The sequence below is a fragment of the Pseudarthrobacter raffinosi genome (assembly GCF_023913835.1).
Classification (GTDB): domain Bacteria; phylum Actinomycetota; class Actinomycetes; order Actinomycetales; family Micrococcaceae; genus Arthrobacter; species Arthrobacter raffinosi.
Genome location: NZ_JAMXBG010000024.1, coordinates 29,634 through 55,522, shown reverse-complemented (window position 1 = coordinate 55,522; position 25,889 = coordinate 29,634). Strand labels below are relative to the sequence as shown.

23 protein-coding genes are annotated in these 25,889 nt (G+C 66.3%); 13 read left to right on the top strand and 10 right to left on the bottom strand.

Features of this window, described 5'->3' with window-relative positions:
• Positions 1 to 108: 108 nt before the first annotated feature.
• The gene (locus tag NG697_RS18695; protein WP_252602942.1) at positions 109 to 921 is read right to left on the bottom strand and encodes an IclR family transcriptional regulator; all 813 of its coding nucleotides are present in this window, start codon (positions 919 to 921) and stop codon (positions 109 to 111) included.
• Between the two features lie 36 nt (positions 922 to 957).
• The gene (locus tag NG697_RS18690; RefSeq protein ID WP_252602944.1) at positions 958 to 2,232 is read right to left on the bottom strand and encodes a helix-turn-helix transcriptional regulator; all 1,275 of its coding nucleotides are present in this window, start codon (positions 2,230 to 2,232) and stop codon (positions 958 to 960) included.
• A gap of 130 nt (positions 2,233 to 2,362) precedes the next feature.
• Between NG697_RS18690 and hxlB the strand changes: the two genes are divergently transcribed.
• Together hxlB and hxlA are read left to right on the top strand one after the other, a co-directional pair.
• Positions 2,363 to 2,965: a 6-phospho-3-hexuloisomerase gene (hxlB, locus tag NG697_RS18685; RefSeq protein ID WP_252602946.1), complete on the top strand. Its 603-nt coding sequence runs from the start codon at positions 2,363 to 2,365 to the stop codon at positions 2,963 to 2,965.
• A 58-nt stretch (positions 2,966 to 3,023) separates the two neighbouring features.
• Positions 3,024 to 3,647, top strand: coding sequence for a 3-hexulose-6-phosphate synthase (gene hxlA / locus NG697_RS18680; RefSeq protein WP_252602949.1), 624 nt, complete (start codon positions 3,024 to 3,026; stop codon positions 3,645 to 3,647).
• 111 nt (positions 3,648 to 3,758) lie between these two features.
• On the opposite strand, the gene NG697_RS18675 is transcribed toward hxlA, so the two are convergent.
• Entirely contained in the window at positions 3,759 to 4,430 is a 672-nt protein-coding gene (locus tag NG697_RS18675) for a GntR family transcriptional regulator (RefSeq protein WP_252602951.1), read from the bottom strand.
• Positions 4,431 to 4,588: 158 nt separating this feature from the next.
• Between NG697_RS18675 and glyA the strand changes: the two genes are divergently transcribed.
• From glyA to purU, 7 genes are read left to right on the top strand one after another with little or no spacing between them, the layout of a single operon-like run.
• The gene (glyA, locus tag NG697_RS18670; protein ID WP_308216216.1) at positions 4,589 to 5,986 is read left to right on the top strand and encodes a serine hydroxymethyltransferase; all 1,398 of its coding nucleotides are present in this window, start codon (positions 4,589 to 4,591) and stop codon (positions 5,984 to 5,986) included.
• Positions 5,983 to 7,203 carry a sarcosine oxidase subunit beta family protein gene (locus NG697_RS18665; protein WP_056347533.1) on the top strand — a complete coding sequence of 407 codons (1,221 nt, stop codon included), beginning with the start codon at positions 5,983 to 5,985 and terminating at the stop codon, positions 7,201 to 7,203. Before glyA ends, NG697_RS18665 begins: the two co-directional genes overlap by 4 nt.
• Positions 7,204 to 7,230: 27 nt before the next feature.
• On the top strand, positions 7,231 to 7,641 hold the full coding sequence (locus NG697_RS18660) for a sarcosine oxidase subunit delta (protein WP_252614924.1): 411 nt from the start codon (positions 7,231 to 7,233) through the stop codon (positions 7,639 to 7,641).
• The gene (locus tag NG697_RS18655) at positions 7,638 to 10,580 is read left to right on the top strand and encodes a sarcosine oxidase subunit alpha family protein (RefSeq protein WP_252614923.1); all 2,943 of its coding nucleotides are present in this window, start codon (positions 7,638 to 7,640) and stop codon (positions 10,578 to 10,580) included. Before NG697_RS18660 ends, NG697_RS18655 begins: the two co-directional genes overlap by 4 nt.
• Positions 10,573 to 11,208, top strand: coding sequence for a sarcosine oxidase subunit gamma (locus tag NG697_RS18650; protein WP_252609409.1), 636 nt, complete (start codon positions 10,573 to 10,575; stop codon positions 11,206 to 11,208). The genes NG697_RS18655 and NG697_RS18650 overlap by 8 nt, the downstream gene beginning before the upstream one ends.
• Entirely contained in the window at positions 11,208 to 12,581 is a 1,374-nt protein-coding gene (locus tag NG697_RS18645; protein WP_252614922.1) for an L-serine ammonia-lyase, read from the top strand. The genes NG697_RS18650 and NG697_RS18645 overlap by 1 nt, the downstream gene beginning before the upstream one ends.
• 2 nt (positions 12,582 to 12,583) lie before the next feature.
• Positions 12,584 to 13,480, top strand: a complete 897-nt coding sequence (gene purU, locus NG697_RS18640; RefSeq protein WP_252609405.1) for a formyltetrahydrofolate deformylase — start codon at positions 12,584 to 12,586, stop codon at positions 13,478 to 13,480.
• Positions 13,481 to 13,667: 187 nt separating this feature from the next.
• Here the strand turns inward: purU and NG697_RS18635 are convergent, their stop codons facing one another.
• Positions 13,668 to 13,865, bottom strand: coding sequence for a hypothetical protein (locus NG697_RS18635; protein WP_252609404.1), 198 nt, complete (start codon positions 13,863 to 13,865; stop codon positions 13,668 to 13,670).
• 264 nt (positions 13,866 to 14,129) lie between these two features.
• Positions 14,130 to 15,686, bottom strand: coding sequence for a helix-turn-helix domain-containing protein (locus NG697_RS18630; protein ID WP_252609402.1), 1,557 nt, complete (start codon positions 15,684 to 15,686; stop codon positions 14,130 to 14,132).
• Between the two features lie 107 nt (positions 15,687 to 15,793).
• Here NG697_RS18630 and NG697_RS18625 point away from each other — a divergent pair, with 107 nt between their 5' ends.
• Positions 15,794 to 17,323 (top strand): purine-cytosine permease family protein, encoded by a 1,530-nt coding sequence (locus tag NG697_RS18625; protein WP_252609400.1) that lies wholly within the window; start codon positions 15,794 to 15,796, stop codon positions 17,321 to 17,323.
• Between the two features lie 52 nt (positions 17,324 to 17,375).
• Entirely contained in the window at positions 17,376 to 18,335 is a 960-nt protein-coding gene (locus tag NG697_RS18620) for a polysaccharide deacetylase family protein (protein ID WP_252609399.1), read from the top strand.
• A 92-nt stretch (positions 18,336 to 18,427) separates the two neighbouring features.
• Here NG697_RS18620 and NG697_RS18615 read toward each other — a convergent pair whose 3' ends face one another.
• From NG697_RS18615 to NG697_RS18595, 5 genes are all read right to left on the bottom strand, one after another.
• The gene (locus NG697_RS18615) at positions 18,428 to 19,405 is read right to left on the bottom strand and encodes a ribokinase (protein ID WP_252614920.1); all 978 of its coding nucleotides are present in this window, start codon (positions 19,403 to 19,405) and stop codon (positions 18,428 to 18,430) included.
• Positions 19,402 to 20,829: a uridine transporter UriT gene (gene uriT / locus NG697_RS18610; protein ID WP_252609397.1), complete on the bottom strand. Its 1,428-nt coding sequence runs from the start codon at positions 20,827 to 20,829 to the stop codon at positions 19,402 to 19,404. The genes NG697_RS18615 and uriT overlap by 4 nt, the downstream gene beginning before the upstream one ends.
• Entirely contained in the window at positions 20,830 to 21,876 is a 1,047-nt protein-coding gene (uriH, locus tag NG697_RS18605; RefSeq protein WP_374209950.1) for a uridine-preferring nucleoside hydrolase UriH, read from the bottom strand.
• Positions 21,877 to 22,009: 133 nt separating this feature from the next.
• Complete coding sequence (locus tag NG697_RS18600; RefSeq protein ID WP_252614919.1) at positions 22,010 to 22,579, bottom strand: DapH/DapD/GlmU-related protein; 570 nt, start codon at positions 22,577 to 22,579, stop codon at positions 22,010 to 22,012.
• 36 nt (positions 22,580 to 22,615) lie between these two features.
• A complete protein-coding gene (locus tag NG697_RS18595) occupies positions 22,616 to 23,512 on the bottom strand; it encodes a helix-turn-helix domain-containing protein (protein ID WP_252609395.1) in 897 nt (298 codons plus the stop codon).
• A gap of 127 nt (positions 23,513 to 23,639) precedes the next feature.
• Here NG697_RS18595 and NG697_RS18590 point away from each other — a divergent pair, with 127 nt between their 5' ends.
• Together NG697_RS18590 and NG697_RS18585 are read left to right on the top strand one after the other, a co-directional pair.
• Positions 23,640 to 24,683: an NAD(P)-dependent alcohol dehydrogenase gene (locus tag NG697_RS18590; protein WP_252609394.1), complete on the top strand. Its 1,044-nt coding sequence runs from the start codon at positions 23,640 to 23,642 to the stop codon at positions 24,681 to 24,683.
• A 47-nt stretch (positions 24,684 to 24,730) separates the two neighbouring features.
• Positions 24,731 to 25,780 carry a LacI family DNA-binding transcriptional regulator gene (locus tag NG697_RS18585; RefSeq protein ID WP_252614917.1) on the top strand — a complete coding sequence of 350 codons (1,050 nt, stop codon included), beginning with the start codon at positions 24,731 to 24,733 and terminating at the stop codon, positions 25,778 to 25,780.
• The last annotated feature ends 109 nt before the right edge of the window (positions 25,781 to 25,889 follow it).

Here is a 25,889-nt window from a genome sequence, read left to right as displayed (position 1 = left end):
CCTCGCGGCCGGAATCTGGCACAACTGGCTGATCGACGCACCCCGCAAGCGCTCCCTGATCGCCTACGACCACTGAACCCAAAAGGAATTAATCATCTAGAGGCTAGATCACCGGGTCCCGGTGTAGCCCATCTTGGCGCTGATCTGCAGCCCCGCCTGCTTCAGTGCCTCGATGAGTCCGGGCGCCGTTTCCGGATCAAAGCGGAAGGCCGGCCCGGAGATGCTGACTGCACCGATGACCGCCCCCATATGGTTCAACACGGGCACTGACATCGAGTTGAGCCCGATTTCGAATTCCTCCCGCACCACGCCATAGCCGTCACGGGCGACGTCGAGCAGCTGGGTTTCGAGCTCTTTCCGGTTGGTGATGGTCCGCGGAGTCCGGGCCGGCAGCCCGGTCTCCTTCAGGACGCGGTCCCGCTCGTCCGCGGGCAGCGCCGCCAGCAGGACTTTGCCGCTCGACGTCGCGTGCAGCGGTGTCAGGCTGCCCACCCAGTCATACGTTGCCAGCGTTGACGGCCCCATGGCCTGGTCCACGTTGACGGCGTAGTTGGAGCGCAGGACCGCGAGGTTCACCGTCTCCTTGAATTCGTCCGCCAGGCCTTCCAGCACTGGCCGGGCTTCGCGGACCAGGCTGAGCCGGCCGGGGATGGAGCTTGCCAGCCGGAGTATGCCGAAGCCCAGCTGGTACTTTCCCCGCTCGCTGTTCTGGTGGACCATTTCCCGGCTTACCAACGAACCCAGCAGCCGGGAGACAGTGGATTTGTGGATGCCCATCTCTTCGGCGATGTCGCTCACGCCGGCGTGGCCGTCGCGGGCCAGGATCTCCAGGACCGCTAGGGCCCGGTCCACGGACTGGACGCCGCCGTGCTGGCCTGAGTCCGCATCGGCGTCGGGATCTCGGTCATTGTTGGATGCCATGGTCCATACTCTCAAGTAGTTTGCGGCTTGGCGAAATCAGCGCAGGCCGTTGCTGTGGGCCATCGCGATGGCTTCGGTGCGGGACGAGGCGCCCACCTTCCGGTATATGTTGCGGAGGTGGAACTTCACCGTGTTTTCGCTGATGTGCAGTTTCGCGGCGATGGCACGGTTCCGCTGGCCTGATGCCAGCAGCTGAAGGACCTCCAGTTCGCGGTTCCCGAGCTTCCAGTCGGAGACGTCGGCCAGCTGCCTCGCCGGCGGGTCGAGCGGGATGGACACGGCGACGTCGGCGCCCCAGCCGGGCATCACGTCCACCGACATGGTGCCGTCCAGGGCTTCGACGCGCCGGGTTAGGCGGGCCATGGAAGGCGTCGCCGCGGACAGTTCGCCGGGACCGTCGTCGCGGACGTTGACCAGGAGGTTCTCGCCGTCGCAATCCCACTGCGTGCGGATCCGGCGGACTCCGGCCTGGTCCATCATGGCCAGGACCAGCCCGCGGACGATCGCCCTGGCAGCATGGGCCACTTCGCCGGGCAGGGCGCGGCCGTTGACGGGAGGCTCGATGAACTGGACGTCGATGCCGCTGAAGTTCACCAGTGGCTTGAGGTCCTCGCGGAGACGCTGGAACGCGGTGGCGACGGGTTCCTCCACGAGTTCCGTGGTGCGGTCGCTGAGCGTGCGTAGCGCTACGAGTGCCCGCGCGGCGACGTCGGTGGCGGACTTCCGCGCCAAGTCGTCACTCAGCGCAGGCGATCTCAGCGCGGCAAGCACGGTTTCCAAAGTGGTGGAGTGGCGGTCCACCAGTTCGGCGGTCACCCTTAAGCGTTCGGCCGACGCCGCGCGGGATTCAATCAGGTACGACGGCGGCGCATCGGCCACCTTTTCACGGATCCGCTCGGCGGCCAGGGTCCAGAGATAGCGGACGAGCCGCTCTGCCTCCTGGCCGGCGGGGTCCGGTACGGGCTGCGGATCGGCGAGGACGAGCAGCGCGTTGCTGGGTGAGGACAGGGCAAGGACAGGACGCACCTCCCCGCCGATCAGCGCCTCTCCGCTCCAGGACTCGCCGTTCGGGCATTCTCGGACCAGTAGCGCCCGGATGTGGTCCAGTTCGGCGATGGAAACCCTGCTGATGATGGCTTCGTCGCCGGCCTTCTTCTGGGGCCGTCCAGTGCAGTCCTCGGTGAAGATGACTAGGGCGCTGCTACCGAGATAGGGAAGGGTGGCCTCCCGCAGCCGCTGCGCGATGGTGGCCAGCGGGGCGGCGGACAGCGCGGTGATGGCTTCGAGCAGGACTCCATAAGACGTATCCACCTGCCCAGTTTACGGGTGCGCTGGACGCCGCCTACCCGTTTGGGTGGGCAGGACTGTCCGATGATGGCGTTGGCCCAACTCAACGGACGGGACAGGATGGAGGAGTCGCAAACGAAGGAGGCTGCCGCCAATGAGTGTCACCGCAGAAACCAGTCCAGCCGGCCTGACCGGAACGTCCAAGGCTTTTGACCGGAACCGGGCTCTGGTCCTGGGCGAGATCAGTGCAGTGTCAGGGCGCGTTGACCCGGCGCAGGTCGCAGCCCTCGTCACCGAGCTGAGGCTGGCCGACAGGATCTTCGTGACCGGCGCCGGACGCAGCGGCCTTGTCCTGAAGATGGCGGCCATGCGGCTCATGCATCTCGGCCTGACGGTGCACGTCGTCGGTGAGACCACGGCGCCCGCCATCCGCACCGGCGACCTGCTGCTGGCAGCTTCCGGCTCCGGAAGCACCGCAAGCGTTGTCACGGCGGCGGAAACCGCGGCCGCGCGAGGTGCCCGGGTGGCTGCCTACACCACAAGCTCCGGTTCCCCGCTCGCGGCCGTTGCTATCGCCGTCGTACTTATCCCCGCCGCCCAAAAGACTGACCACGGCTCGGCGGTGTCCCGGCAATATTCGGGCAGCCTCTTTGAGCAGGTGCTGTTCACCACCACCGAGGCGGTGTTCCAAAGCCTCTGGGACGAGGATGCTGCGTCACCGGAAGACCTCTGGCAGCGCCACGCGAACCTCGAATAGCCCGCACCGGCCCACCTTTCTCCACCGAAATCCGTCCCCACCCGAAAGAAGAACCCACATGAAACTGCAAGTAGCCATGGACGTCCTGACCGTCGAAGCCGCCCTCGACCTCGCCGGCAAGGTTGCCGAATACGTTGACATCATTGAGCTCGGAACGCCGCTGGTGAAGAACGCCGGACTGTCCGCCGTTACCGCCGTCAAGACCGCCCACCCGGACAAGATCGTCTTCGCCGACCTTAAGACCATGGACGCCGGCGAACTCGAGGCTGACATCGCGTTCAGCGCGGGTGCAGACCTGGTGTCAGTCCTCGGCGGCGCCGACGATTCCACCATCGCCGGCGCGGTCAAGGCAGCGAAGGCCCACAACAAGGGCATCGTTGTGGACCTGATCGGCGTGGCGGACAAGGTGACCCGCGCCAGGGAAGCCCGCGCCCTCGGAGCCAAGTTCATCGAGTTCCACGCCGGACTGGACGAGCAGGCCAAGCCGGGCTACAACCTGGACGTGCTCCTCCGCGCCGGGGAGGAAGCGCGCGTGCCGTTCTCCGTGGCCGGCGGAGTGAACATCTCCACTATCGAAGCCGTGCAGCGCGCCGGGGCGGATGTAGCCGTCGTCGGCGGGTCCATCTACAGCGCCGACGACCCCGCCCTGGCAGCGAAGGAGCTGCGCGCCGCCATCATCTAGCCCTCCAGAACGCTCTCTCACTTAACGCAGGAATTTAGGGAACGCTCTCTCAACCGGTGAGAGAGGGATTCGGTCTTGTGTGCAGAAAGTGAGAGAGCGTTCCGGTTCGGCTTAGAGCACCTTGCGGATGGTTTCCTCAAAGCTGGTGACGTGGTGCAGGGCCAGTTCGCCGGCCTTGTCGGCGTCCCCCGCAGCCACCGCCTTGAGCAGCTCCACGTGCTCGGTGATGTGGCCACTCACCGAGGGAACCTTGTCCAGGACCAGGCACCAGATGCGCGTGGCCAGGTTGTCGTAGCGGATCAGCGTGTCTTCCAGGTGCGGGTTGGCGGCCGCCTTATAGATCAGCCGGTGCACGGTCAGGTCGTAGCGCATCAGGTCCCGGGACTCCCCCGGGCTGGGATCCAGCTCCGCGATGGCATCGGCCACCTGCAGCAGTTCACGGCGCATGGACTCGCTTGCCCTTTTGGCCGCCCGCCGCGCGGCCAACGGCTCCAGCAGCTCCCGGATCTCCGAGACGTCGGCGAGCTCCGTGAAGTCCACATTGGTGGCAAAGGTCCCGCGGCGCGGATAGGAAACCACCAGATGGTCAACCTCAAGCCGCTTGATCGCCTCGCGCACGGGAGTGCGGCCGAAACCGAGCTCGGCCGCCAGCTGCCCGTCGTTGATGGGCTCACCCGGCCGGATCTCCAGCATGATCAGCTTGTCGCGCAGCTGCCGGTAGGCGGCCTCTGCCTGCGATGGCGCTTCGCCCTCCGCGGGGGGCAAGGCAAGAAGTGCATTCAAGGCGCCACTCCGTTCTTCACTTTTCAGGCTCCGACTTACAAGCGGAAGCTCCATGCCACTTTGGTTCCAGCTATTGACTCTGCTGTGATCCCAATCATACCATTGACCTCACACTGATATATCAGTCATAACAACAGTGGTATTTCAAAGGAGCATCCGTGGTTGAGCAGTTGAACGAGCGACTTTCCGCAGTCGATCCCGAGGTCCAGCAGGCCATTAACAATGAGCTGGTCCGCCAGCAGTCAACACTGGAAATGATCGCCTCGGAGAATTTCGCCCCGTCCGCCGTTATGGAGGCGCAGGGCTCCGTCCTGACGAACAAGTACGCCGAGGGCTACCCGGGCAAGCGCTACTACGGGGGCTGCGAGCACGTGGACGTCATCGAGCAGCTCGCCATCGACCGCGTCAAGGCCCTGTTCGGCGCCGAATTCGCCAACGTCCAGCCGCACTCCGGCGCCCAGGCCAATGCCGCCGCCATGTTCGCCCTGCTGAACCCGGGCGACACCATCATGGGCCTGAGCCTGGCCCACGGCGGCCACCTCACCCACGGCATGAAGATCAATTTCTCCGGCTTGCTCTACAACGTGGTCCCCTACCACGTGCGTGAATCGGACCTCCGGATCGATATGGCCGAGGTCGAGGCGCTGGCCCTGGAACACCGCCCGAAGCTGATCGTCGCCGGCTGGTCCGCCTACTCCCGCCAGCTCGACTTCGCCGAGTTCCGCCGGATCGCCGACCTCGTGGACGCCTACCTCATGGTGGACATGGCGCACTTCGCCGGCCTCGTCGCCGCAGGGCTGCATCCCAACCCTGTCCCCTACGCCGACGTGGTCACCACCACCACACACAAGACCCTCGGCGGCCCGCGCGGCGGAGTCATCCTCGCCAAGGAAAAGTACGCCCGCAAGATCAACAGCGCCGTGTTCCCCGGCCAACAGGGCGGCCCGCTGGAGCACGTCATCGCCGCCAAGGCCGTGGCTTTCAAGCTCGCCGGCACCCCTGAATTCAAGGAACGCCAGGAACGCGTCCTGCAAGGATCCAAGCTGCTGGCCGAACGGCTCCTCCGCGACGACGTCGCCGCGGCCGGCATCTCGGTGGTCAACGGCGGCACCGACGTGCACCTGGTCCTGGTGGACCTCCGCCACTCGGAACTGGACGGCCAGCAGGCCGAAGACGCGCTGCACCGGATCGGCATTACGGTGAACCGCAACGCTGTACCGTTCGATCCCCGCCCGCCGATGGTGTCCTCGGGACTCCGCATCGGCACGCCGGCCCTCGCCACCCGGGGGTTCGGCGCCGTGGAGTTCGCCGAAGTTGCGGACATCATCGCGACGGCGCTCATCGCCGCCGTCACTGGCACTGCCAACAACGACGCCGGGGACGGCACCTCCGGCGGTGCGCGCCTCAGCGACGACGCCGCCGTCGTACTCCGAGCCCGGGTCACCGCCCTGGCCGGCCAGTTCCCGCTTTACGAGCATCTTTCCCAGGACGGCAGCGGCGCCGAGATCGCCGCCTTCACCGAACTCGATACAGACCTGATTGGAGCAGCCCAGTGAGCAACCAACAGCTCCCGGAACACCCGGATTTCCTCTGGCGGAACCCGGAGCCCAAGTCCTCCTACGACGCCGTGATTGTGGGCGGCGGCGGGCACGGCCTGGCTACCGCCTACTTCCTGGCCAAGAACCACGGGATGACCAACATCGCCGTCCTGGAAAAGGGCTGGCTGGCCGGCGGCAACATGGCCCGGAACACCACCATCATCCGTTCCAACTACCTCTGGGACGAGAGCGCGGCCATCTACGAGCACGCCCTCAAGCTCTGGGAAATCCTGCCGGAGGAGCTCGAATACGACTTCCTGTTCAGCCAGCGCGGCGTGATGAACCTCGCCCACACCCTGGGTGACGTCCGCGAAAGCATCCGACGTGTCGGTGCGAACAAGCTCAACGGCGTGGACGCTGAATGGCTGGATCCGAAGCAGGTCAAGGAACTCTGCCCCATCCTGAACATCAACGACAACATCCGCTACCCCGTCATGGGAGCCACGTACCAGCCGCGTGCGGGCATCGCCAAGCACGACCACGTGGCCTGGGCCTTCGCCCGCAAGTGCGACGAGCTCGGCGTGGACATCATCCAGAACTGCGAAGTCACCGGCTTCGTCAAGGACGGCAACCGCGTGGTGGGCGTAAAAACCAACCAGGGCACCATCAACACCGAAAAAGTGGGCCTCTGCGCCGCCGGGCACAGCTCGGTCCTGGCGGAAATGGCCGGCTTCCGGCTTCCCATCCAGTCCCACCCGCTCCAGGCACTCGTCTCCGAACTGCACGAACCCGTCCACCCCACCGTGGTCATGTCCAACCACGTGCACGTCTACGTCTCCCAGGCCCACAAGGGCGAACTCGTCATGGGAGCCGGCGTGGACTCCTACAACGGCTACGGCCAGCGCGGCTCCTTCCATGTGATCGAGCACCAGATGGCTGCCGCCGTCGAACTCTTCCCCATCTTTGCCCGGGCGCACGTGCTCCGGACGTGGGGCGGCATCGTGGACACCACCCTGGACGCCTCCCCCATCGTTGGCACCACGCCGGTGGAGAACATGTTCGTGAACTGCGGCTGGGGCACCGGCGGCTTCAAGGGCACCCCGGCCGCCGGGCTCACATTCGCGCACACCATCGCCACCGGAACCCCGCACAAGCTGAACAAGCCGTTTGCGCTGGAACGCTTCGAAACCGGCGCCCTGATCGACGAACACGGCGCTGCCGCCGTCGCCCACTAGCCGCCGTCCCCTAGAAAGAAGACGCACATGCTGCTTATCCCATGCCCCAACTGCGGCTCCCGCGACGAGACCGAGTTCCACTACGGCGGCCAGGCCCACGTGGCCTACCCGGAAAACCCCGCCGGGCTGAACGACCGCGAATGGGCCGAGTACCTGTTCTACCGGGACAACACCAAGGGCGCCTTCGCCGAGCGCTGGCTGCACAGCACCGGCTGCCGCCAGTGGTTCAACATGCTCCGCGACACCGTCACCTACGACATCCAGGCCGTCTACCCGATGGGCACTCCCCGGCCCGCAACCGCCAAAACGAACGCCACCGACGCCGGCACTGCCAGCACCGCCGCTGACAGCACCACCACCGGAAACGCCGCGCCCAGCACCTCTTCAACCAGCATCACCGCCTCCAGCACCACCGCCCCGGAAGGAGCATCCAAGTGACTTCCCAGAACGCCCGCCTCGCCGCCGGCGGACGCATCGACCGCACCATCTCCTGGCGCTTCACCGTGGACGGCGAGGAATTCACCGGACACCCCGGTGACACACTCGCCTCCGCGCTGCTCGCCAACGGCCGGATCGCCGCCGGAAACTCGCTCTACGAGGACCGGCCCCGCGGCATCATGTCCGCCGGGGTGGAGGAAGCCAACGCGCTGGTCAGGATCGAACCCCGCTTCCCCGGCCACGTGGCAGAGTCCATGCTCCCCGCCACCACCGTCACGCTGGTGGACGGCCTCACAGCAGGCATGCTCAACGGCCTGGGCCGTCTGGACCCTGAGGAAGACCGCGCCGAATACGACAAGAAGTACGTGCACACCGACGTCCTGGTGATCGGCGGCGGCCCCGCCGGCCTCGCCGCGGCCCGTGAAGCGGTCCGCACCGGTGCCCGCGTGATGCTTATGGACGACCAGCCCGAACTGGGCGGATCGCTCCTGTCCGGATCCACTGCGCCCGGACGGGCCGAGACCATCGAAGGCAAGCCCGCCCTGGAATGGGTGGCTGATGTGGAAGCCGAACTCATTTCCGGAGCCGAAAGCACAGTCCTGAACCGCACCACGGCCTTCGGCGCCTACGATGCCAACTACGTCATCGCGGTCCAGAACCGCACCGACCACCTGTCCAGCCCGGCCGCCCCCGGCGTCTCCCGGCAGCGGATTTGGCACGTGCGTGCTAATCAGGTGGTGTTGGCTCCCGGCGCCCACGAACGGCCCCTGGTCTTCGAGAACAACGACCGCCCCGGCATCATGCTCGCCTCGGCTGTCCGCAGCTACCTCAACCGCTACGCCGTGGCCGCCGGGCAGCGCGTGGTCATCAGCACCACCAACGACAGCGCCTACGCCCTCGCCGCGGACCTGCGCGCCGCCGGCGTCAAGGTGGCGGCCGTCGTCGACGCCCGTCCCGCCCTCACTGAAGTGGCAGCTGCCGCCGTCGAAGCCGGCACCCGAGTGCTGATCGGCAGCGCGGTGGCCAACACCGCCGCGAACGGCACCGGCCGGCTAAACGCCGTCACCGTCCGCAGCATTAACGACGACGGCGAGCTCACCTCGGGCGTCGAAGAGATCGCCTGCGACCTGCTGGCAGTCTCCGGCGGCTGGAGCCCGCTGGTCCACCTCCACTCGCAGCGGCAGGGCAAGCTGCGCTGGGACGAGGACCTGGCGGCGTTCGTGCCGAGCACCGTGGTGCCGAACCAGCAGTCCGTTGGCTCCGGCCGCGGCAGCTTTGAACTCGAGGACTGCGTGGCCGAGGGCATCTCCGCCGGCGCCGCAGCTGCCATTGCTGCGGGCTTCCAGTCCGACACAAAACCGGCCGTCCTCGGCGGGCCGAAGGCCTCCGGCCCGACCCGCCAGCTCTGGCTGGTCCCCGGCCAGGCAGGCACCCCGGATGACTGGCACCACCACTTTGTGGACTTCCAGCGCGACCAGTCCGTGGCCGACGTCCTGCGCTCCACCGGCGCCGGAATGCGGTCCGTGGAACACATCAAGCGCTACACCTCCATCAGCACCGCCAACGACCAGGGCAAGACCTCCGGCGTCAACGCGATCGGCGTCATCGCCGCCGCTCTCCGCACCGCCGGCGAAGCATCCCGGGGCATCGGCGACATCGGCACCACCACCTACCGGGCACCGTTCACCCCGGTGGCGTTCGCAGCCCTCGCCGGACGCCAGCGCGGCGAGCTGTTCGACCCCGCCCGCGTCACGTCCATCAACCCCTGGCACGTCGCGCAAGGTGCCCTGTTCGAGGACGTCGGGCAGTGGAAGCGGCCCTGGTACTACCCGCAGGCCGGGGAGGACATGGATGCTGCCGTGCTCCGCGAGTGCGCGGCTGTCCGCGAATCCGTGGGCTTTATGGACGCCACCACCCTGGGCAAGATCGAAATCCGTGGCAAGGACGCCGGCGAGTTCCTCAACCGGATCTACACCAACGCCTTCAAGAAGCTCGCCCCGGGTTCCGCCCGCTACGGCGTGATGTGCATGGCGGACGGCATGATTTTCGACGACGGCGTGACCCTGCGCCTCGACGATGACCGGTACTTCATGACCACCACCACCGGCGGTGCCGCGAAGGTGCTGGACTGGCTGGAGGAATGGCTGCAGACCGAATGGCCTGAGCTGGACGTGCACTGCACCTCGGTGACCGAACAGTGGACCACCATTGCCGTCGTCGGGCCTAAATCCCGGGCGGTGCTCGCCAAACTGGCGCCGGACCTGGCAGCGGGCGGCGGGCTGGAAGCGGAAGCCTTCCCGTTCATGACGTTCCGCGAAACCACCCTCGCCTCCGGCGTGCAGGCGCGGGTCTGCCGGATTTCCTTCTCCGGCGAGCTGGCCTACGAGATCAACGTGCCGTCCTGGTACGGGCTGAACACTTGGGAAGCCGTGGCCGCGGCAGGGGCCGAATTCAACATCACCCCCTACGGCACCGAAACCATGCACGTCCTCCGCGCCGAGAAGGGCTACCCGATCGTCGGGCAGGACACGGACGGCACAGTCACCCCGCAGGACGCGGGGATGGAATGGGTGGTGTCCAAGGCCAAGGACTTCATCGGCAAGCGCTCCTACGCCCGGGCCGATGCCCAGCGCGGGGACCGCAAGCACCTGGTCAGCGTCCTGCCTGTGGACGGGACGCTGCGGCTGCCCGAAGGCACCCAGCTCGTGGAAAAGGGGATCACCACGAACCCCGCCTACGGCCCGGTGCCCATGCAGGGCTTCGTGACCTCGAGCTACCACAGCGCCGCGCTGGGCAGGTCCTTCGCGCTGGCACTGATCAAGAATGGCCGCAACCGCATCGGCGAGACCCTGGTGGCCGCCGCCGGCGACCAGCTGGTTGACGTTGTTATCGCAGAAACCGTACTTTTTGACCCCGAAGGGACCCGCAAAGATGGCTAACACAGCAGCAATCAACCGCATCAATGGACTCCGGGACATCCGCCGCAGCCCAGCCTCCCACCTGGCCGCTGCCCTGGCGGCCGGCTCCATCCAAGGGACTGTGGTCCTGAAAGAGGGCCCGTTCCAGACGATGGCGGGCGTCCGCGTGGACCCCCGCTCCGAGGAAGGCGCACGGATCGCCGCCGTTGCCGGCAGCCTGCCGGCACGCTACGGCGACGTGGGCGGCACGGACCGCGTTATCATCCTCTGGCTGGGACCGTCCGAGTTCCTGGTGGTGGCACCGGAAGAAGCCCACGATTCCCTGGGCGGAGACCTCATCGGCTCGCTCGTGGCCGCGCTGGGCGATGCTCCGGGCCAGGTGGTGGACCTCTCCGCGAACCGCACAACGTTCGAGCTGTCGGGCCCGCGGGCCCGTGCGACCCTCGAAAAGGGCTGTGCCCTGGACCTGCACCCGCGCAGCTTCACCGTGGGAACCGCCCTGTCCACGGAAATCGGCAACATCCCCGTGGTCCTGCAGAAGACCGGCGAGGAGAGCTTCCGGCTCCTCCCCCGGGCTTCGTTCGCGGACTTCCTGGGCCGGTGGCTCCTGGACGCCATGAGGGAGTTCGCTTCCCCCGAGGTACCTTGATGGCGCTGAGCGCCCTGGACCTGTTCTCCGTCGGCATCGGGCCGTCGTCGTCACACACGGTCGGCCCGGTGCGGGCAGCGAAGCTGTTCGCCGACGGACTTAAGGGCGGCGGGCTCCTGAGCTCCACCACCCGGGTCCAGGCCGAGCTGTTCGGCTCGCTGGGTGCCACCGGCCGGGGCCACGGCTCCGACAAGGCGGTGGTCCTGGGCTTGCAGGGCCTGGACCCGGAAACGGTGGACACCTCCACCGCCGACGACCAGGTGGCCGCCGCGGCGCTCGACGCCGAACTCAGGATCTGCGGGGACCACCGCGTGGACTTCAACTGGGACGAGGACGTGGTGCTGCACCGCCGCAAGTCCCTGCCCGCCCACCCCAACGGCATGACGTTCCGCGCCATGGACCACGCCGGCAAAGTCCTCAGCGAACGGAGCTTCTACTCCATCGGCGGCGGCTTCGTGGTGGACGGTGACGCCGATGCCGGCGACCGCGTGGTGGCCGATGCCACCGTCCTCCCCTACCCCTTCACCACCGCCGACGAACTCCTGGCGATCTGCAGCCGCGAAGGCATGTCCATTTCCGACGTCATGCTCGCCAACGAGCTCGTCTGGCGCAGCGAAGCGGAACTCCGCGAAAAGCTGCTGGGACTCTGGGCGGTCATGCGCGAATGCGTGGACAACGGCTGCGCCGCGGAAGGGATCCTTCCCGGCGGGCTGAACGTCAGGCGCCGGGCGCCGTCGTTATTCCGCACGCTGACCGCTGATACCGGCGTCACCGACCCCCTCCGGGCCATGGAATGGGTGAACCTCTTCGCCCTCGCCGTCAACGAGGAAAACGCCGCCGGCGGGCGCATCGTCACCGCCCCCACCAACGGCGCGGCCGGCATCGTCCCGGCGGTGCTGCACTACTACGTGAAGTTCGTTCCGGGAGCGAACGACGACGGTGTGATTCGCTTCCTGCTGGCCGCGGCCGCCGTCGGGATCCTGTTCAAGCTTAACGCCTCGATCTCCGGCGCTGAAGTGGGCTGTCAGGGCGAAGTAGGTTCCGCGTGCTCCATGGCCGCCGCCGGCCTCTGCGAAGTTCTGGGCGGCTCGCCTGCCCAGGTGGAGAACGCCGCCGAAGTGGGGATCGAACATAACCTGGGCCTGACCTGCGACCCGGTAGGCGGGCTGGTGCAGATCCCCTGCATCGAACGGAACGCCATCGCCAGTGTCAAAGCCATCAACGCTGCGCGGCTGTCCCTCCACGGCGATGGCAGCCACAAGGTGTCGCTGGATAAGGCCATCAAAACCATGCGCGAAACAGGAGCGGACATGAAAACCAAATACAAGGAAACCTCCCGCGGAGGCCTCGCCGTCAACGTGATCGAGTGCTAGCCATGACAGCCATCCAGAATGAGGCGTCGCTTGCGCGGCCCGTCACCACCGTGGAACACGTCCTGACTTTGGATTGCGCGGAGCAGCCCGGGATTGTCCACGCCGTGTCCGGCTTCCTGCTGGAGCATGGCTGCGACATCGTGGACAGCAAGCAGTTCGGCGAACGGTCGGAGGCGCACTTCTTCATGCGTGTGCACTTCGCGTCCGACGGCGATGCCTCCACCGCGGGAACGCTCCGGGCTGCTTTCGGCCCGGTAGCCGAACGGTTCGGGATGCGCTGGCGGCTGGAGCCGCACGGCGCCAAGCGCCGCGTGCTGATTATGGTGTCCAAGTTCGGGCACTGCCTCAACGACCTGCTGTTCCGCGCCCGCAGCGGCGAACTGCCGGTGGACGTGGCGGCCGTGGTCTCCAACCACACGGACCACCAGGCGCTGGTGGAATGGCACGGCATCCCGTTCTTCCATGTGCCGGTCACCGCCGACACCAAGCCGGCGGCCGAGGCCCGGCTGCTCGAGCTGGTGGACACGTTCGACGTGGAGCTGGTGGTGCTGGCCCGCTACATGCAGGTGCTCAGCGACGACCTCACCCGGCGGTTGGATGGCCGGGCGATCAACATCCACCACTCGTTCCTGCCCAGCTTCAAGGGCGCCAAGCCATACCACCAGGCCTACGCGCGCGGCGTGAAGACCGTGGGGGCAACTGCGCATTACGTGAATGCCGAGCTGGACGAGGGGCCGATCATCTCCCAGCAGACGGTGGAAGTGGACCACACGTACGGGCCGGAGGACCTGGTTGCTGCCGGCCGGGATACCGAGTGTAAGGCGCTGTCTAATGCTGTGCGCTGGCACTGCGAAGGCCGGGTCATCCTGCAGGGCAACAGGACGGTAGTGCTCCGCTAACGCCCCCACTCCCCCGTTACCTTTTTAGTAGCCCCCTACCCCCTAGGACGCTCTCTCACTAAATGTGACTTTGCCGGCGATCCTCGCTCACTTAATGCGGGTTTTACCGTGACGCTCTCTCACCGTGGTCAGGGAGCGTCACGGTCTAAAGGGCCGACGTCGTCGCGACGCGCGTTTCCGCGGACGCTCAGTCGCTGCTGGCAAAACCAGCCATATCTCGTCTCCTGTCGCTGAGGAGCCGTGCGCCGCCAAGGTGATGTCCGCCGTCGCACTGGATGGAGCCGGCGGTGACGGTAGGCGAGATCGGTCGACGGCGATCGCCCATGCGGATGCCGTCGATCAGTTCGATCTCGTCTTCCAGCGCCAGGACGGTATGGCCGAACACTCCCTTCCGGCGGACCGCTGGCAGTGAACGCGGCTTACTCAGATGAAGCTCTGTGGAATCGGCAAGCCAGGGCGGCAGCAGCTGGCACCGAAGCCGGGCCGCGCCTTCCAGATCGAAGTCCCAGACGGTGTGATGCTGCAGAAGTTATCCACAGGCGGGCGCTGGCCCTGGGTAAGTGCGAGAGGGTCTGCCGAAAAGCTGCATGAAGTGAGAGAGGATCGCCGGAAAACCCACATCAAGTGAGAGAGCGTTGCCCGGGGCCGGCTAGAGTGCGGCGAGCCGGGCGGCCAGGTGCAGCGCTGCCAGACGGCCCGTTCCGCGGGGATCGCCGCCGCAGAGTGAGAAGATTCGCTGCAGCCGCTGATGCATCGACTGGCGCTCCAGGTGCAGCTCACGCGCAGCCTGCGCCGTGTTACAGCCGGAATCCAGCCAGACCCGCAGCGTCTCAACAAGCGCGGAATTTCGTTGGGCATCGTGGACGAGGAGGGCGCCGAGCTGCTGGCTGACATAGTCAGTGCGCTGCGTGTCATCCAGGGAATGGAAAGCGAGCCGCTCCACCGCGAAAGCGTCGGCGTCGAGGACCACTCCGGACTGTCCCGGCCCGGCTCTGAGCGGCCCGGCCTTGAGCGGCTCGGCGCCGGCGGCAAGGTCCAGCGTCAGCCGGGCTTCCGTCAGGGACCATGGCGCGGCGGAGATTCCGGTGGCCACCGGACCGACGGCGCTGACAGTTCCCTCCGGCAACGCCAGCGACTGCAGTCCGGCCAGAATTGCGTCCCGGTCTTCCTGCGTCTTCCCGGGGCGGAGAACGGCCAGCGCCAAGAGTTCCGCGTTGTCGGCGTAACTTGCACTGTGATGCCCCACCCGCTCCAGCAGGTGCTCCACGGCCATCCGGGGTTGCCGTGAGCCGGGGGACCGAACCACAACAGCCACCAGCTGCGCGGCCAACGGGATCCCGGCTGCCGGAGCGAGCTGCTGGAGCCGCCAGTTTTGAGTTCCAGAATCGACGGCGCGGATCAGCGCCGCACCCGCCATCTCCTTCAGGCCCGGGGGCATGCGCTGCAGCAGGGCCAACGCCAGAATGTCCACCGAGCGGTTGCCCGCGATCCTCGCCAGGTTCACATCAGCTCCCGCCAGGGCGTGAAGCGTAAGGCGGGCTGAAGGGATGCCACGCACGGACACGTCAACCTGGATGATCCGCGCACGATCCGGCGCGGCCTCGATAGACGCTCCGGGTTCCGGCTCCTCCGCATGATCAGCCGGCAGCGCGCTGGCCAGCGGGGCGCCCGCGGTGGACGTCAGCTCAACTTCCGAGCCGGTAGCGTCCGCCAGGACAGCCAGGATCCGATCAAGGCTGCCGCCATGGGCCAGCTCCACTGCCATGGCATGGCTGGCCTGGTCAGCCTGCTGCAAGTGGGCAGCTGACTCACTCACAAGCAACGAGTTGATCGCTTCCATGACGCCGACAAAGGGCACAACTTTGCGGAGCTCTATCAAGGGAAGCCCGGCGGCTTCAGCTGCTGCCACCATCGACGACGGTATCGAGGCCAGCTCCGTGCCAGTCTCTATGGCCAGCGCAGCCACTCCACGTTCCGCCAGTTCCCAGATGTAGCCAATACGCCGCTTGTCCGTTGCCGAGACGAGGGCCTGACCGCCGGTGAGCAACAGTTCACCGCCGCCAAGTAACGGGGCAATGTCCAATACCTCACTGGAATGAATCCAGCGCAGCTGCGTCTGGGCCGCAATGGCCGCCGCTGCGCGGATCACAGGGTCCGCCGGCGTGAGGGTGGAATGTTTCAAGACATCCTGCAGGCGTATTGGCATGACACTCCGTCGCGTTTTCTCATGAACTGGCAGACACATTGTATGTGGTGCATGTGGCCTGGGCCACATAATCTGGGCTTATCCCTTTTACTCATGGAGGCTCCCCCATGCAAGACAACCTCTCCACAACGCAGCCAGGGCCGGCAATGACGCCGGCCGAGGACTGCGAAGCCTGGCTTCAGCCGATTCCCGAGTCCCAGCGAACTCAGAAAGTTTCGGGTCAGTTCTGGATCTGGGCCGGCGCAAACCTTGCACCGATCAACTGGGTACTGGGTGCCCTCGGCATCCATCTCGGCCTCGGCTTCGCGGACACGGTCACCGTTCTGGTTTTGGGGAACCTGATCGGAATGCTGTTGTTCGGCTGCTTCGTCCTCCTCGGCCAGAAGACCGGCGCCACCGGCATGGTCCTGGCCCGCGCAGCCTTCGGCCGCCGCGGCAACTACCTGCCGGCAGCCATCCAGGCGGTCCTGGTGATCGGCTGGTGCGCGGTTAACACGTGGATCATCCTGGACCTGGTCATGGCACTCTTCGGCACGCTCGGATGGGTGGATCCCACAGCACACAACTATGGCTGGAAGATCGGCGTCGCCACCGCCATCATGGCCGCGCAGGTAGCCATCGCCTGGTTCGGCTACAAAGCCATCGCAGCCTTCGAAAAGTGGACCGTGCCGCCCACCATCCTCATCCTGGCCGTCATGTCCGCCGTGGCCTGGTTCGGCATGAAGATCAACTGGACGTACGCCGGCCCCGCCGGCAACATCCTGGAAGGCTCCGAACGGATCGCGGCCATGAGCGCCGTGATGACCGCCATCGGCATCGGCTGGGGCATCACCTGGTTCACCTACGCCGCCGACTACTCCCGGTTCGTGAGTACCCAAGTTCCCAAGAAAAAGGTCTACCTGGCGTCGGTCCTTGGCCAGTTCATCCCGGTTGTCTGGCTCGGCATCCTCGGCGCAAGCCTGGCCACCAACAGCGGCGAAATCGACCCTGGGAAGCTCATCGTCCAGAACTTCGGCGTCCTCGCGCTGCCGGTGCTGCTGATGGTGCTGCACGGCCCCATCGCCACCAACATCCTCAACATCTACACCTTTTCGGTCGCCACGCAGTCGCTGGACATCACCATCAGCCGCCGCAAACTCAACCTGTTCGTCGGCGTCTTCTCCCTCGCCGCCGTCGTGTTCTTCATCTTCCAGGAAGACTTCGCAACAGTCCTCGACGCCTGGCTCATCGGGCTCGTGGCGTGGGTTGCCGCGTGGGGCGGAGTCATGCTGGTCCACTACTTCTGGCTCGAGAAGCGGTGGCCGGGCAACCCGGAAAGGCTTTTCGACGCCGTAGGCACCAAGCGCCTCCCCGACGTCAACTGGGCCGGCGTCGCCTCCCTCCTGGTCGGCATCTTCGCCACGTGGCTGTTTATGTACGGACTGGTTCCCGCCATGCAGGGCCCCATAGCTGTGGCTCTGGGCGGCTGGGACCTCTCGTGGCTCGCAGGCGGCCTTGCAAGCGCCGGAAGCTATGCCATCCTTGGCCCGAAGTTCCACCGCAGGCACTTGGATTCCGCCCTGCCGGCCGCCACCGTTGCGCAGGCCACCGCAGACCTGGGATTCGCCGCCCGGCCCAGCGCGCCCGCCGGACGCTGACACTCCTCAAACCTGAATTACTGACGGACACTGAACCTCTAGGAACCACACCATGACCTTTGAAGCATTCGCGGATTCCGCCCACCCCATCACATGGCCTGAGGGCAAGCGGGCAGCAGCCTCATTCACGTTCGACGTCGACGCCGAGTCCTGCACCATCGCCCACGATCCGAAGAGCACGCGCCGGATGTCCCTGATGACCCACCAGTCGTACGGGCCCAAGGTGGCGGTCCCGCGGCTGCTTCAGATCCTCCAGCGACAGGACATCCGGGCCACCTTCTTCGTTCCCGGCTTCACGGCAGACTGCTACCCGGACACGGTCCGGCGCATCGTGGACGCCGGGCACGAGGTGGCCCACCACGGGTACCTGCACGAGCCCATGCAGGGCATCGACGCCGAGACCGAGGCCCGGTACATCGACCGCGGGCTGGAGGCCCTCGCAAGGGTCGGTGTGGAACCGGTGGGGTACCGCGCGCCGTGGTGGGAACTGAACTGGCACTCCCCTGCGCTCCTGGCGGACCGAGGTTTCCTCTACGATTCGAGCCTGCTCGACGGCGACGCACCGTACCGTTTCGGCGTCGCCCCCGGCGACAGCCGGGACATCGTGGAGATCCCGGTCGACTGGACCCTGGATGACTGGGAGCAGTACGCGTTCTACCCCGGAGTCACTGGCAGCGGTGTCATCGAAAGCCCGGCCAAGGTCTTGGAAATGTGGACCCTGGAGGCTGAGGCACACCATGCCCAGGGCAGCTGTTTTGTCCTGACCAACCACCCGTTCATCTCGGGCCGGCCGTCCAAGGCCGTGGCCCTGGAGAAGCTGATTGAACGGGTGAAATCAATGGACGGAATGTGGGTCACCACCATGGAGGCCATCGCCGAACACACCCGCAGGACCGTCGAGGAGGTCCACACCCACGCCCGGATCGAGGTCCCCTCCTTCCCGGAAACGGGGGCCCGGTTCACGCCGGCCGCGGTCCGGCAGCAGACACCGGCCGGTAGCCACAGCCGGTAACCCCGACTGCGGTAAGAGGCACACAAGGAAGCGCCCGACGGCGGCAGGAGACTGCCGCCGTCGGGCGCTTCTTTTGTACTGCCCTCAGACCGTCAGACGGTTCCCGAGGCGAGGAGGCGCTCCACGTCCGCCACCTGCGGATAGGCTGCCTGCGTTCCCTTGCGGGCGGTGGCCAGCGCGGCGGCAATCGAGGCGAAGGCGGCGGCGTCAGCCAGCGGCGCACCGGCTGCCAGGCGGGCGGCTACCGCCCCCGTGAAGGCGTCGCCCGCGCCGGTCGTGTCCACCGCCTTGACCTTGATGGGTGCCACCCGGACCAGCTGCTGCCCCGAAGGCGCCAGCGAATCCAGCACCACCGAGCCGTGGGCCCCCAGCGTGACCAGGACGCGTTGGAGGCCCCGCTCGGCGAAGTGCAGCCTGACCGCTTCCCAATCGCGGACATCCGCATCACTGCCGGGAATGGCGGCGGAGCCGAGGAACAGCGACGCCTCATGCGCGTTGACCAGCAGGACATCGGTCAGGTCCGCCAGATGCTGCGGGATCTCCGCGTAAGGCGAGAGGTTCAGCAGAACTGTGGCGCCGGCGTCGTGCCCTGCCCTTGCGGCGGCCTCAACCGTGTCAAGTCTGACCTCCAGGCAGAGGCAGACCACCGCGGCGCCGTCGAACGCTTCAGCCTCGACGGCGACGTCCGCCGGCGAGAGGGTGCCGTTGGCGCCGGCCGAGATGATGATGCTGTTCTCGCCGTTGGAATCCACGGCGATGACGGCGACGCCGGTGGCCTCGGTTGCTGAGGTCCGCACGCCGGAGATGTCCACCCCGGCGCCGGCAGCGGAGGACAGGAGAATGTCGCCGTTGGCGTCCGCACCGACGGTACCCACCAAACTGACGGCCCCGCCCAGCAGGCTGGCGGCGACGGCCTGGTTGGCGCTCTTGCCACCGGGGTTCACGGCGAAACCGCTGCCATGCACCGTCTCACCGGGCAGCGGCAGCCGCTCGCAGTAGATGGTCAGGTCAGCGTTCAGGGATCCGACGACGACGATCCTGCCTTGGGTGCCGGCTGCTGCGGAACTCATTCGGTCACCTCAGCCTCGACGGGCTTGGGGATGAGGAGCGACGCGGCGAACGCGGCCACCGTGATGACCAGGCCCGTCACCACCACGGAGAGGTAGGACGCCTGGGCGTCGCCGAGGGCCGAGGTGGCCACCAGCACTGCCGGCAGCACCAGGAAGCTCAGGCCGGCGCCAAGGTTGAAGGCGCCCGCGTTCATGCCGGGAAGGAACCCCGGGTTTCCGGCGGGTGAGAGGACAACTCCGAGTCCGTTCAGCATGATGTTGACCGTACCGGCGTACATGATGCCCAGCAAGACGGTTCCGGCGATCATCATGGGCAGGCTGCTGAGGCCGAAGAACGCGATGATGGCCAGGGCGGCGATGCTGCCCAGCATGCCGAGACGCAGGACCTTGGTGTAGCCGAGGATGGGCGCGAGCCTGCCGCTGAGGGGACCCACCAGCCAGCCGAGCAGGGCGTACGGGGTGAGGATGATGAGCGACATTTCGGTCGGGCCGATGCCGAATCCCGGGTCCGCGGCCTGCACATACGCCGGCACGATCCCGTTGATGACGGCGAAGATGCCGGTCATGGTCAGCGTGGTGGTCAGCAGCGGCGCCCAGGTGGAGCGCTGGCGCAGGTGGACGGTTTCCACCATGGGCTGTTTGGCGCGCTTTTCCACGGTCCAGAACGCGTAGAACGCGACGGCGGCGACCACCACCAGTCCAATGGCCAGCATGAGCGTGCCGGGTGCGAAGGCGCCCACCAGCTTGGAGCCCTCGTTCAGGGCGGTGAGCAGCGCACCCACGGCGACGACGATGAAGAACACTCCCAGCCAGTCCATGGAGGTGCCGGCGGCCGGCTTGCTCTCGCCGGCGAGGAAGGCGATCAGGGCGGTGGCGACGAGGGCCAGGACCACCATGAGCCAGAAGATGCTGCGGAACCCGAAGTGCTCGGCGAAGTAGCCGCCCACAAAGGAGTCGACGCCGGCTACGCCGCCGTTGACCGCGGTGATGAGGCCCATGAGCGTCCCGTATTTGCGCGGGTTGCTGACGGCGGAGCGCAGCATGATCAGGCACAACGGCACGGTGGGGCCGCTGACGCCCTGGATGATGCGGCCCACAAAGAGCCAGGTCACGTCGGGGGCCATGGCCGCGATGACCGAACCAACGGCCATCAGGAGCATCATGCCGATCAGGATTTTTTTCCGGCCGATGATGTCGCTCAGGCGGGGCAGGAAGAGGGAGAACAGGGCGGCGGCGGTGAAGAACCAGGTCTGGGAGAGGCCGATGACGGCCTGATCGGTGTTCAGTTCCTTGCCCATGGTGACCAAGGCGGGACTGAGCATGGAGGCGTTGAGCTGGAACGCGACGCACGCGGCCAGCAGGGCGACCATCAGGGCGGTGACGTTGCCCCGGCTGGTCTTTGCCTCAGTGAGGGTGGCGGTCATCTACTTGCCTCCCGTGGCTGCTGCGAGGACGGCGGGTTCAGCAGCGGCGGCGGGAGCGCCGTCGTCGGGCTCCCCAATCCGAACCAGGGCATCCGTTACGAGGTCCCAGAAACGGGCGTGGTCCAGGTCAACGGCCACGGAGGTGGTGCAGTCATCCGGTGCGGGGGCGCGGAAGTCGGCCACGGTCATGCCGAGCGTCAGTGTGCCCTGCAGTTCGATGTCCACCGGAACCTTGCGGGTGGTGACGATGCTGGGATCGATCACATAGGCCACGGCGCACGGATCATGGACGGGCGGGAAGTCAAAGCCCTGGGCGTCCTTGTAGGTCTGGGTGAAGAACTCCATCAGTTCCATCACGAACTTGGCGGGTGCGGTACCCACAGCTGCGATCTTCTCCACCACGTCCGGAGTGGCCAGGGCCTGGTGGGTGAGGTCCAGGCCCACCATCACCACGGGCCATTTTTCGTTGAACACGATGTGGGCGGCTTCGGGGTCGATGATGATGTTGAATTCGGCCACGGCGCTCCAGTTGCCCACGTGGTAGCCGCCGCCCATCAGGACAACTTCCTTGACGCGTTCTACAATGCGCGGTTCCTTGCGGGCTGCCAGCGCGATGTTGGTGAGGCCGCCGGTCGGGACCAAAGTGACCGTGCCCGGTTCGTGGGCCATCACAGTGTCAATGATGAGGTCGACGGCGTGGCGCGGGTCCAGTTCGATGGTGGACTCGGGCTGTGCGGGGCCGTCCATGCCCGTCTCGCCGTGGATGGACGGCGCGGTTTCGATGGTGCGGACCAGGGGCCGGCCGCAGCCGGCGGCAAACGGCACACCGGTGATGCCGGCGATGGTCCCGACGGCGAGCGCGTTCTTGGTGACCTTTTCGAGCGTCTGGTTGCCCACCACGGTGGTGACGGCCAGCAGTTCAATGTCAGGGTTGCCGTGTGCGAGCAGGATGGCCACGGCGTCGTCATGCCCGGGGTCGCAGTCAAGAATGATTTTCTTGGGGCCGGGTTTCATCGGTTTGGATTCCACGTTAAATCTCCACGTCATTGGGGCCTGCCGGAGCAGTGGCCGAAAGTATTCAGTGTGATCATGGCATCCGCGCGGCCGTCACGTCAAGCGCTTAACGTTGCGCACGTCAAGCGCTTGATGTTTGGGTGTGGTGCTTCCGACTCCGGTGGGTTCAGGTGGCGAGCGAGCGCAATACCCGTGCAGGCGACCCGACAACAATGGCACTTTCCGGTACGTCCTTCGTGACCACAGACGCAGCCGCCACCACGGCATCATCGCCAATCGTCACACCCGGCAGAATGGTGGCGTTCGCCCCGATCCACACATTGCGGCCAATAACCACGGGGGCAGGGTGCATGTCCGCGCGACGGCTCGGCATGAGGTCATGGTTGAGCGTGACAATCACCACGTTGTGCCCGATCAGGCAGTCGTCCCCGATGACCACGCCGCCCTGGTCCTGAAATTTGCAGCCGGAATTGATAAAAATCCGTTCCCCGAGGGAGATGTTTTTCCCGAAGTCGGAGTAGAAGGGCGGGAAGACCGTCACGGACTCGTCAACCGGCTTGCCGGTCAGCTGAGCTAACAGCTCCCGGACCCGCTCCGGTTCCTGATATCCGCCATTGAGTTCGCCAGTGATGCGCAGGGCATCCTGGCTGACCCGGTGCATGACCTCATGCAACGGCGAGTCCCCGGTGATGGTGTGTCCGGCATTCAGCGCCTCAAGGAGATCGGCGAGTTCCATGGTGTCCTTTCAGTCAAAGCTCGTCACGCGTGCGCGTCAATTGTTCGGTTTTGCTGCTTCCGAAACCGCCGTGGCCGCCCAGCTCGTAAGGAGTTTGATGCGCTCTTCGTGGGTCGTCCCGGGTTCAGCGGTGTAGAAGCTGACGTCGTTGACGGCACCCGGGGAGGTGGTCGTCAGGGACTGGTAGGTCAGCTCCAGGTCGCCTACCACGGGGTGTCGCAGCCGCTTGGTTCCCTCGTGTCGGAAACGGATGTCATGCGATGCCCACAGCGTGCGGAACTCGGGGCTCAAGGTGGATAGTTCGCCTACGAGTTCGCGCAGAGAGCGGTCGTTGGGCTCACGGCCGGCTTCGGCACGCAGCAGGGCGGCGGTGGCCGCGGCGCCGGCGTCCCAGTCGACGAAGAACTCCCGTGCGGCCGGGTCGAGGAAGTGAAAGCGTGCGAAGTTTGCTTGGCCGTTGGCAGTGGTGGTGTCGCTGGCAAACATGGGCGCGTGGAGTGAACGCCCCAGCGCATTAGAGGCCACGATATCGAGGCGGCCGTTGCGGACGAACGCGGCCGACATGGTGATGGAGTCAAGCAGCCAATGGACAGTGACCGCCAGCCCCGCTTCCTTGCGGCGGGATGGCGTCCGGCGCACGGGCCGGGCGGCCCGTGCCAGCTCGAAAAGGTACCGGCATTCGTCATCGTTCAGGTGCAGTGCCCCGGCCACAGCCTTGAGGACTTCGTCAGACACGCCGCTGATGTTGCCCTTCTCCAGCCGCGCGTACCACTCGGTGCTCACCCCGGCGAGGACCGCAACCTCTTCGCGGCGCAGTCCGGGAACGCGGCGACGGCTGCCCGCGGGAAGCCCCACCTGCTCCGGGCGGATTTTGGCGCGGCGACTGGCCAGGAAGTCCCGGATGTCGGCGCGGTTGTCGGGCAGGTTGTCCATGAATCCACGATAGCCCCGGTTCACCAGGCTAAAGGGGGGAGAGCTTGTACCCCCATAAACGCAGCCTTCTTCAGCCGATGGAAATAGGGTGATATTGATGCAAAGGCACCCCCTAAACAGGAGAAGAATGTTTACCGTTAGTTCCTACGCCGCACCGTCCGCCGCTGAGCCGCTCGTTCCCACGAAGATCGAACGCCGCGACGTCGGCCCCCTTGATGTCCTGATCGACATCAAGTTCGCCGGCATCTGCCACTCTGACATCCACACCGTCCGCGGGGACTGGGGTCCCCAGTCCTACCCATTGGCCCCCGGCCACGAGATCGCCGGCATCGTCACCGAGATCGGCACGGCGGTCACCAAGCACGCTATCGGCGACCGGGTCGGCGTCGGCTGCATGGTCAACTCCTGCCGCGAATGCGTCAACTGCCTCAAGGGCGAAGAGCAGTACTGCCTGAATGGCAACGTCGGCACCTACGGCGCTGTGGACCGCGACGGCACCATCACGCAGGGTGGCTACTCAACGCACGTCGTCGTGACCGAAGACTTTGTCGTGCGGATCCCCGAAGGCATCGCGCTCGACGCCGCCGCTCCCCTGCTGTGCGCGGGCGTCACCACGTACTCCCCACTGCGGCACTGGGGTGCCGGCCCCGGGAAGAGAGTTGCCGTCGTCGGCCTGGGCGGCCTCGGCCACATGGCCGTTAAGCTCGCCCACGCCATGGGCGCGGAAGTCAGCGTACTTTCACAGTCGCTCAAAAAACAGGAGGACGGGCTGAAGCTGGGCGCGGACCACTACTACGCCACCAGCGACGAGACCACCTTTGAGGATCTCGCCGGCAGCTTCGACCTGATCATCAACACCGTGAGCGCATCGATCGACATCAGTGCCTACCTGCAGCTGCTCACCCTCGACGGCGCCCTGGTCAACGTCGGTGCTCCCGCTGAACCGCTCCCGGTCAACGCGTTCGCCCTCATCATGGGCCGCCGCTCCTTCGCCGGCTCCATGATCGGCGGGATCCGCGAAACCCAGGAAATGCTCGACTTCTGCGCCGAGCACAACCTCGGTGCCGAAATCGAAGTCATCCCGGCCAGCAAGATCAACGATGCCTACGAACGCGTCCTTGCCTCCGACGTCCGCTACCGGTTCGTCATCGACACCTCCACTCTCGTCTAGAACACCGGCGGGCAGCACCGGCCCTCCACGCCTACTACGATCGAAGGATGGAATCCGCGGAGCAGGTGCAGCAATCCGTCCGCTCTCGGCGCATCACCGCCGCCATGGTCGCGGCCCGCGCCGGCGTCTCGACGGCGACGGTTTCCCTGGTGGCCAACGGCAAGACTGCCGGCCGCGTTTCTGAGGACAACATTGCCAGAGTGCGGGACGCAATTTCCGAGCTCGGGTACGTGGTGGACGGGATCGGCAGCTCGCTGGCCAAAGGCGTCAGCTCCATCGTGATCCTCGTGTCTCCGGACATCTCCAACCCGTTTTTCGCCAAGGTGATCGCCGGGGTCCGGGAGTCACTCGGGGCTGATTACCAGCTGCTGCTGTCCGTCACCGACGCGGGCGAATTTCCGCAGGCCGGCGACGTCCGGAAGCTGATGGCACTCCGGCCGGCCGGGCTGCTCGTGGGTGCCCCAAACGCCGAATTCCTGGAAGAACTTTCTGCCGCGGGCCCCGTGGTCCTGCTCGATGCCCCAGGGCTGGAAGCCTACGCGCCGTCCGTCAATCTGGACGTTGCGCACGGCGCGGGGGAGCTGGCGGGACACCTGGCAGATGCAGGGCATCGGCAGGTGGCCTACGTGGACAGTGTCACCGGCACAGCGACGTTCGCCATCCGCCGCGAAGCCTTCCTGGACGAGGCAGCGGCCCACGGAATATCGGTGGGGCCCGGCCACATCATCAGGACCACCATCGACGTCGGGGCGTCTGCCGCCGCGTTCGCCGCCGCCTGGCCCGCGTGGCAGCAGGCCGGGGTCACCGCCGTCGTCTGCTGCACTGACACCCACGCCTATGGGGTGCTGCAGGAAGCGCGGGTGGCAGGCGTCCAGATCCCGGGCCAGCTGGCCATCGCCGGCTTCGATGATCTGCCGCACTCCGCCACCAGCAATCCCAGCCTGACCAGCGTGCATCTGCCGGCGACCTCGTTGGGGCTGAAGGCCGGCGGGCAGCTGCGCCGACTTATGGAAGGCCACCAGCTGGAGCAGCCGCAGCTGACCCTGGAAAGCTCCCTGGTGGTCCGCAACTCCACCTCGGCAACGGCCCCTTCATAGCCAACGCTCTCTCACTTTCCCTAAGAAAGTGAGAGAGCGTTGCCGCATTTCTTAGAATAAGTGAGAGAGGGGTGTGATGGGGTGCTGTCACACCCCCGCCGTAAGCTGG

What these genes read in the sequence shown, in the direction of transcription:
- NG697_RS18695 (WP_252602942.1), bottom strand. Translation starts at nt 921, where the DNA reads ATGGCATCCAACAATGACCGAGATCCCGACGCCGATGCGGACTCAGGC.
- hxlB (WP_252602946.1), top strand. Translation starts at nt 2,363, where the DNA reads ATGAGTGTCACCGCAGAAACCAGTCCAGCCGGCCTGACCGGAACGTCC.
- hxlA (WP_252602949.1), top strand. Translation starts at nt 3,024, where the DNA reads ATGAAACTGCAAGTAGCCATGGACGTCCTGACCGTCGAAGCCGCCCTC.
- NG697_RS18660 (WP_252614924.1), top strand. Translation starts at nt 7,231, where the DNA reads ATGCTGCTTATCCCATGCCCCAACTGCGGCTCCCGCGACGAGACCGAG.
- NG697_RS18650 (WP_252609409.1), top strand. Translation starts at nt 10,573, where the DNA reads ATGGCTAACACAGCAGCAATCAACCGCATCAATGGACTCCGGGACATC.
- NG697_RS18645 (WP_252614922.1), top strand. Translation starts at nt 11,208, where the DNA reads ATGGCGCTGAGCGCCCTGGACCTGTTCTCCGTCGGCATCGGGCCGTCG.
- purU (WP_252609405.1), top strand. Translation starts at nt 12,584, where the DNA reads ATGACAGCCATCCAGAATGAGGCGTCGCTTGCGCGGCCCGTCACCACC.
- NG697_RS18630 (WP_252609402.1), bottom strand. Translation starts at nt 15,686, where the DNA reads ATGCCAATACGCCTGCAGGATGTCTTGAAACATTCCACCCTCACGCCG.
- NG697_RS18625 (WP_252609400.1), top strand. Translation starts at nt 15,794, where the DNA reads ATGCAAGACAACCTCTCCACAACGCAGCCAGGGCCGGCAATGACGCCG.
- NG697_RS18620 (WP_252609399.1), top strand. Translation starts at nt 17,376, where the DNA reads ATGACCTTTGAAGCATTCGCGGATTCCGCCCACCCCATCACATGGCCT.
- NG697_RS18615 (WP_252614920.1), bottom strand. Translation starts at nt 19,405, where the DNA reads ATGAGTTCCGCAGCAGCCGGCACCCAAGGCAGGATCGTCGTCGTCGGA.
- uriT (WP_252609397.1), bottom strand. Translation starts at nt 20,829, where the DNA reads ATGACCGCCACCCTCACTGAGGCAAAGACCAGCCGGGGCAACGTCACC.
- uriH (WP_374209950.1), bottom strand. Translation starts at nt 21,876, where the DNA reads ATGACGTGGAGATTTAACGTGGAATCCAAACCGATGAAACCCGGCCCC.
- NG697_RS18600 (WP_252614919.1), bottom strand. Translation starts at nt 22,579, where the DNA reads ATGGAACTCGCCGATCTCCTTGAGGCGCTGAATGCCGGACACACCATC.
- NG697_RS18595 (WP_252609395.1), bottom strand. Translation starts at nt 23,512, where the DNA reads ATGGACAACCTGCCCGACAACCGCGCCGACATCCGGGACTTCCTGGCC.
- NG697_RS18590 (WP_252609394.1), top strand. Translation starts at nt 23,640, where the DNA reads ATGTTTACCGTTAGTTCCTACGCCGCACCGTCCGCCGCTGAGCCGCTC.
- NG697_RS18585 (WP_252614917.1), top strand. Translation starts at nt 24,731, where the DNA reads ATGGAATCCGCGGAGCAGGTGCAGCAATCCGTCCGCTCTCGGCGCATC.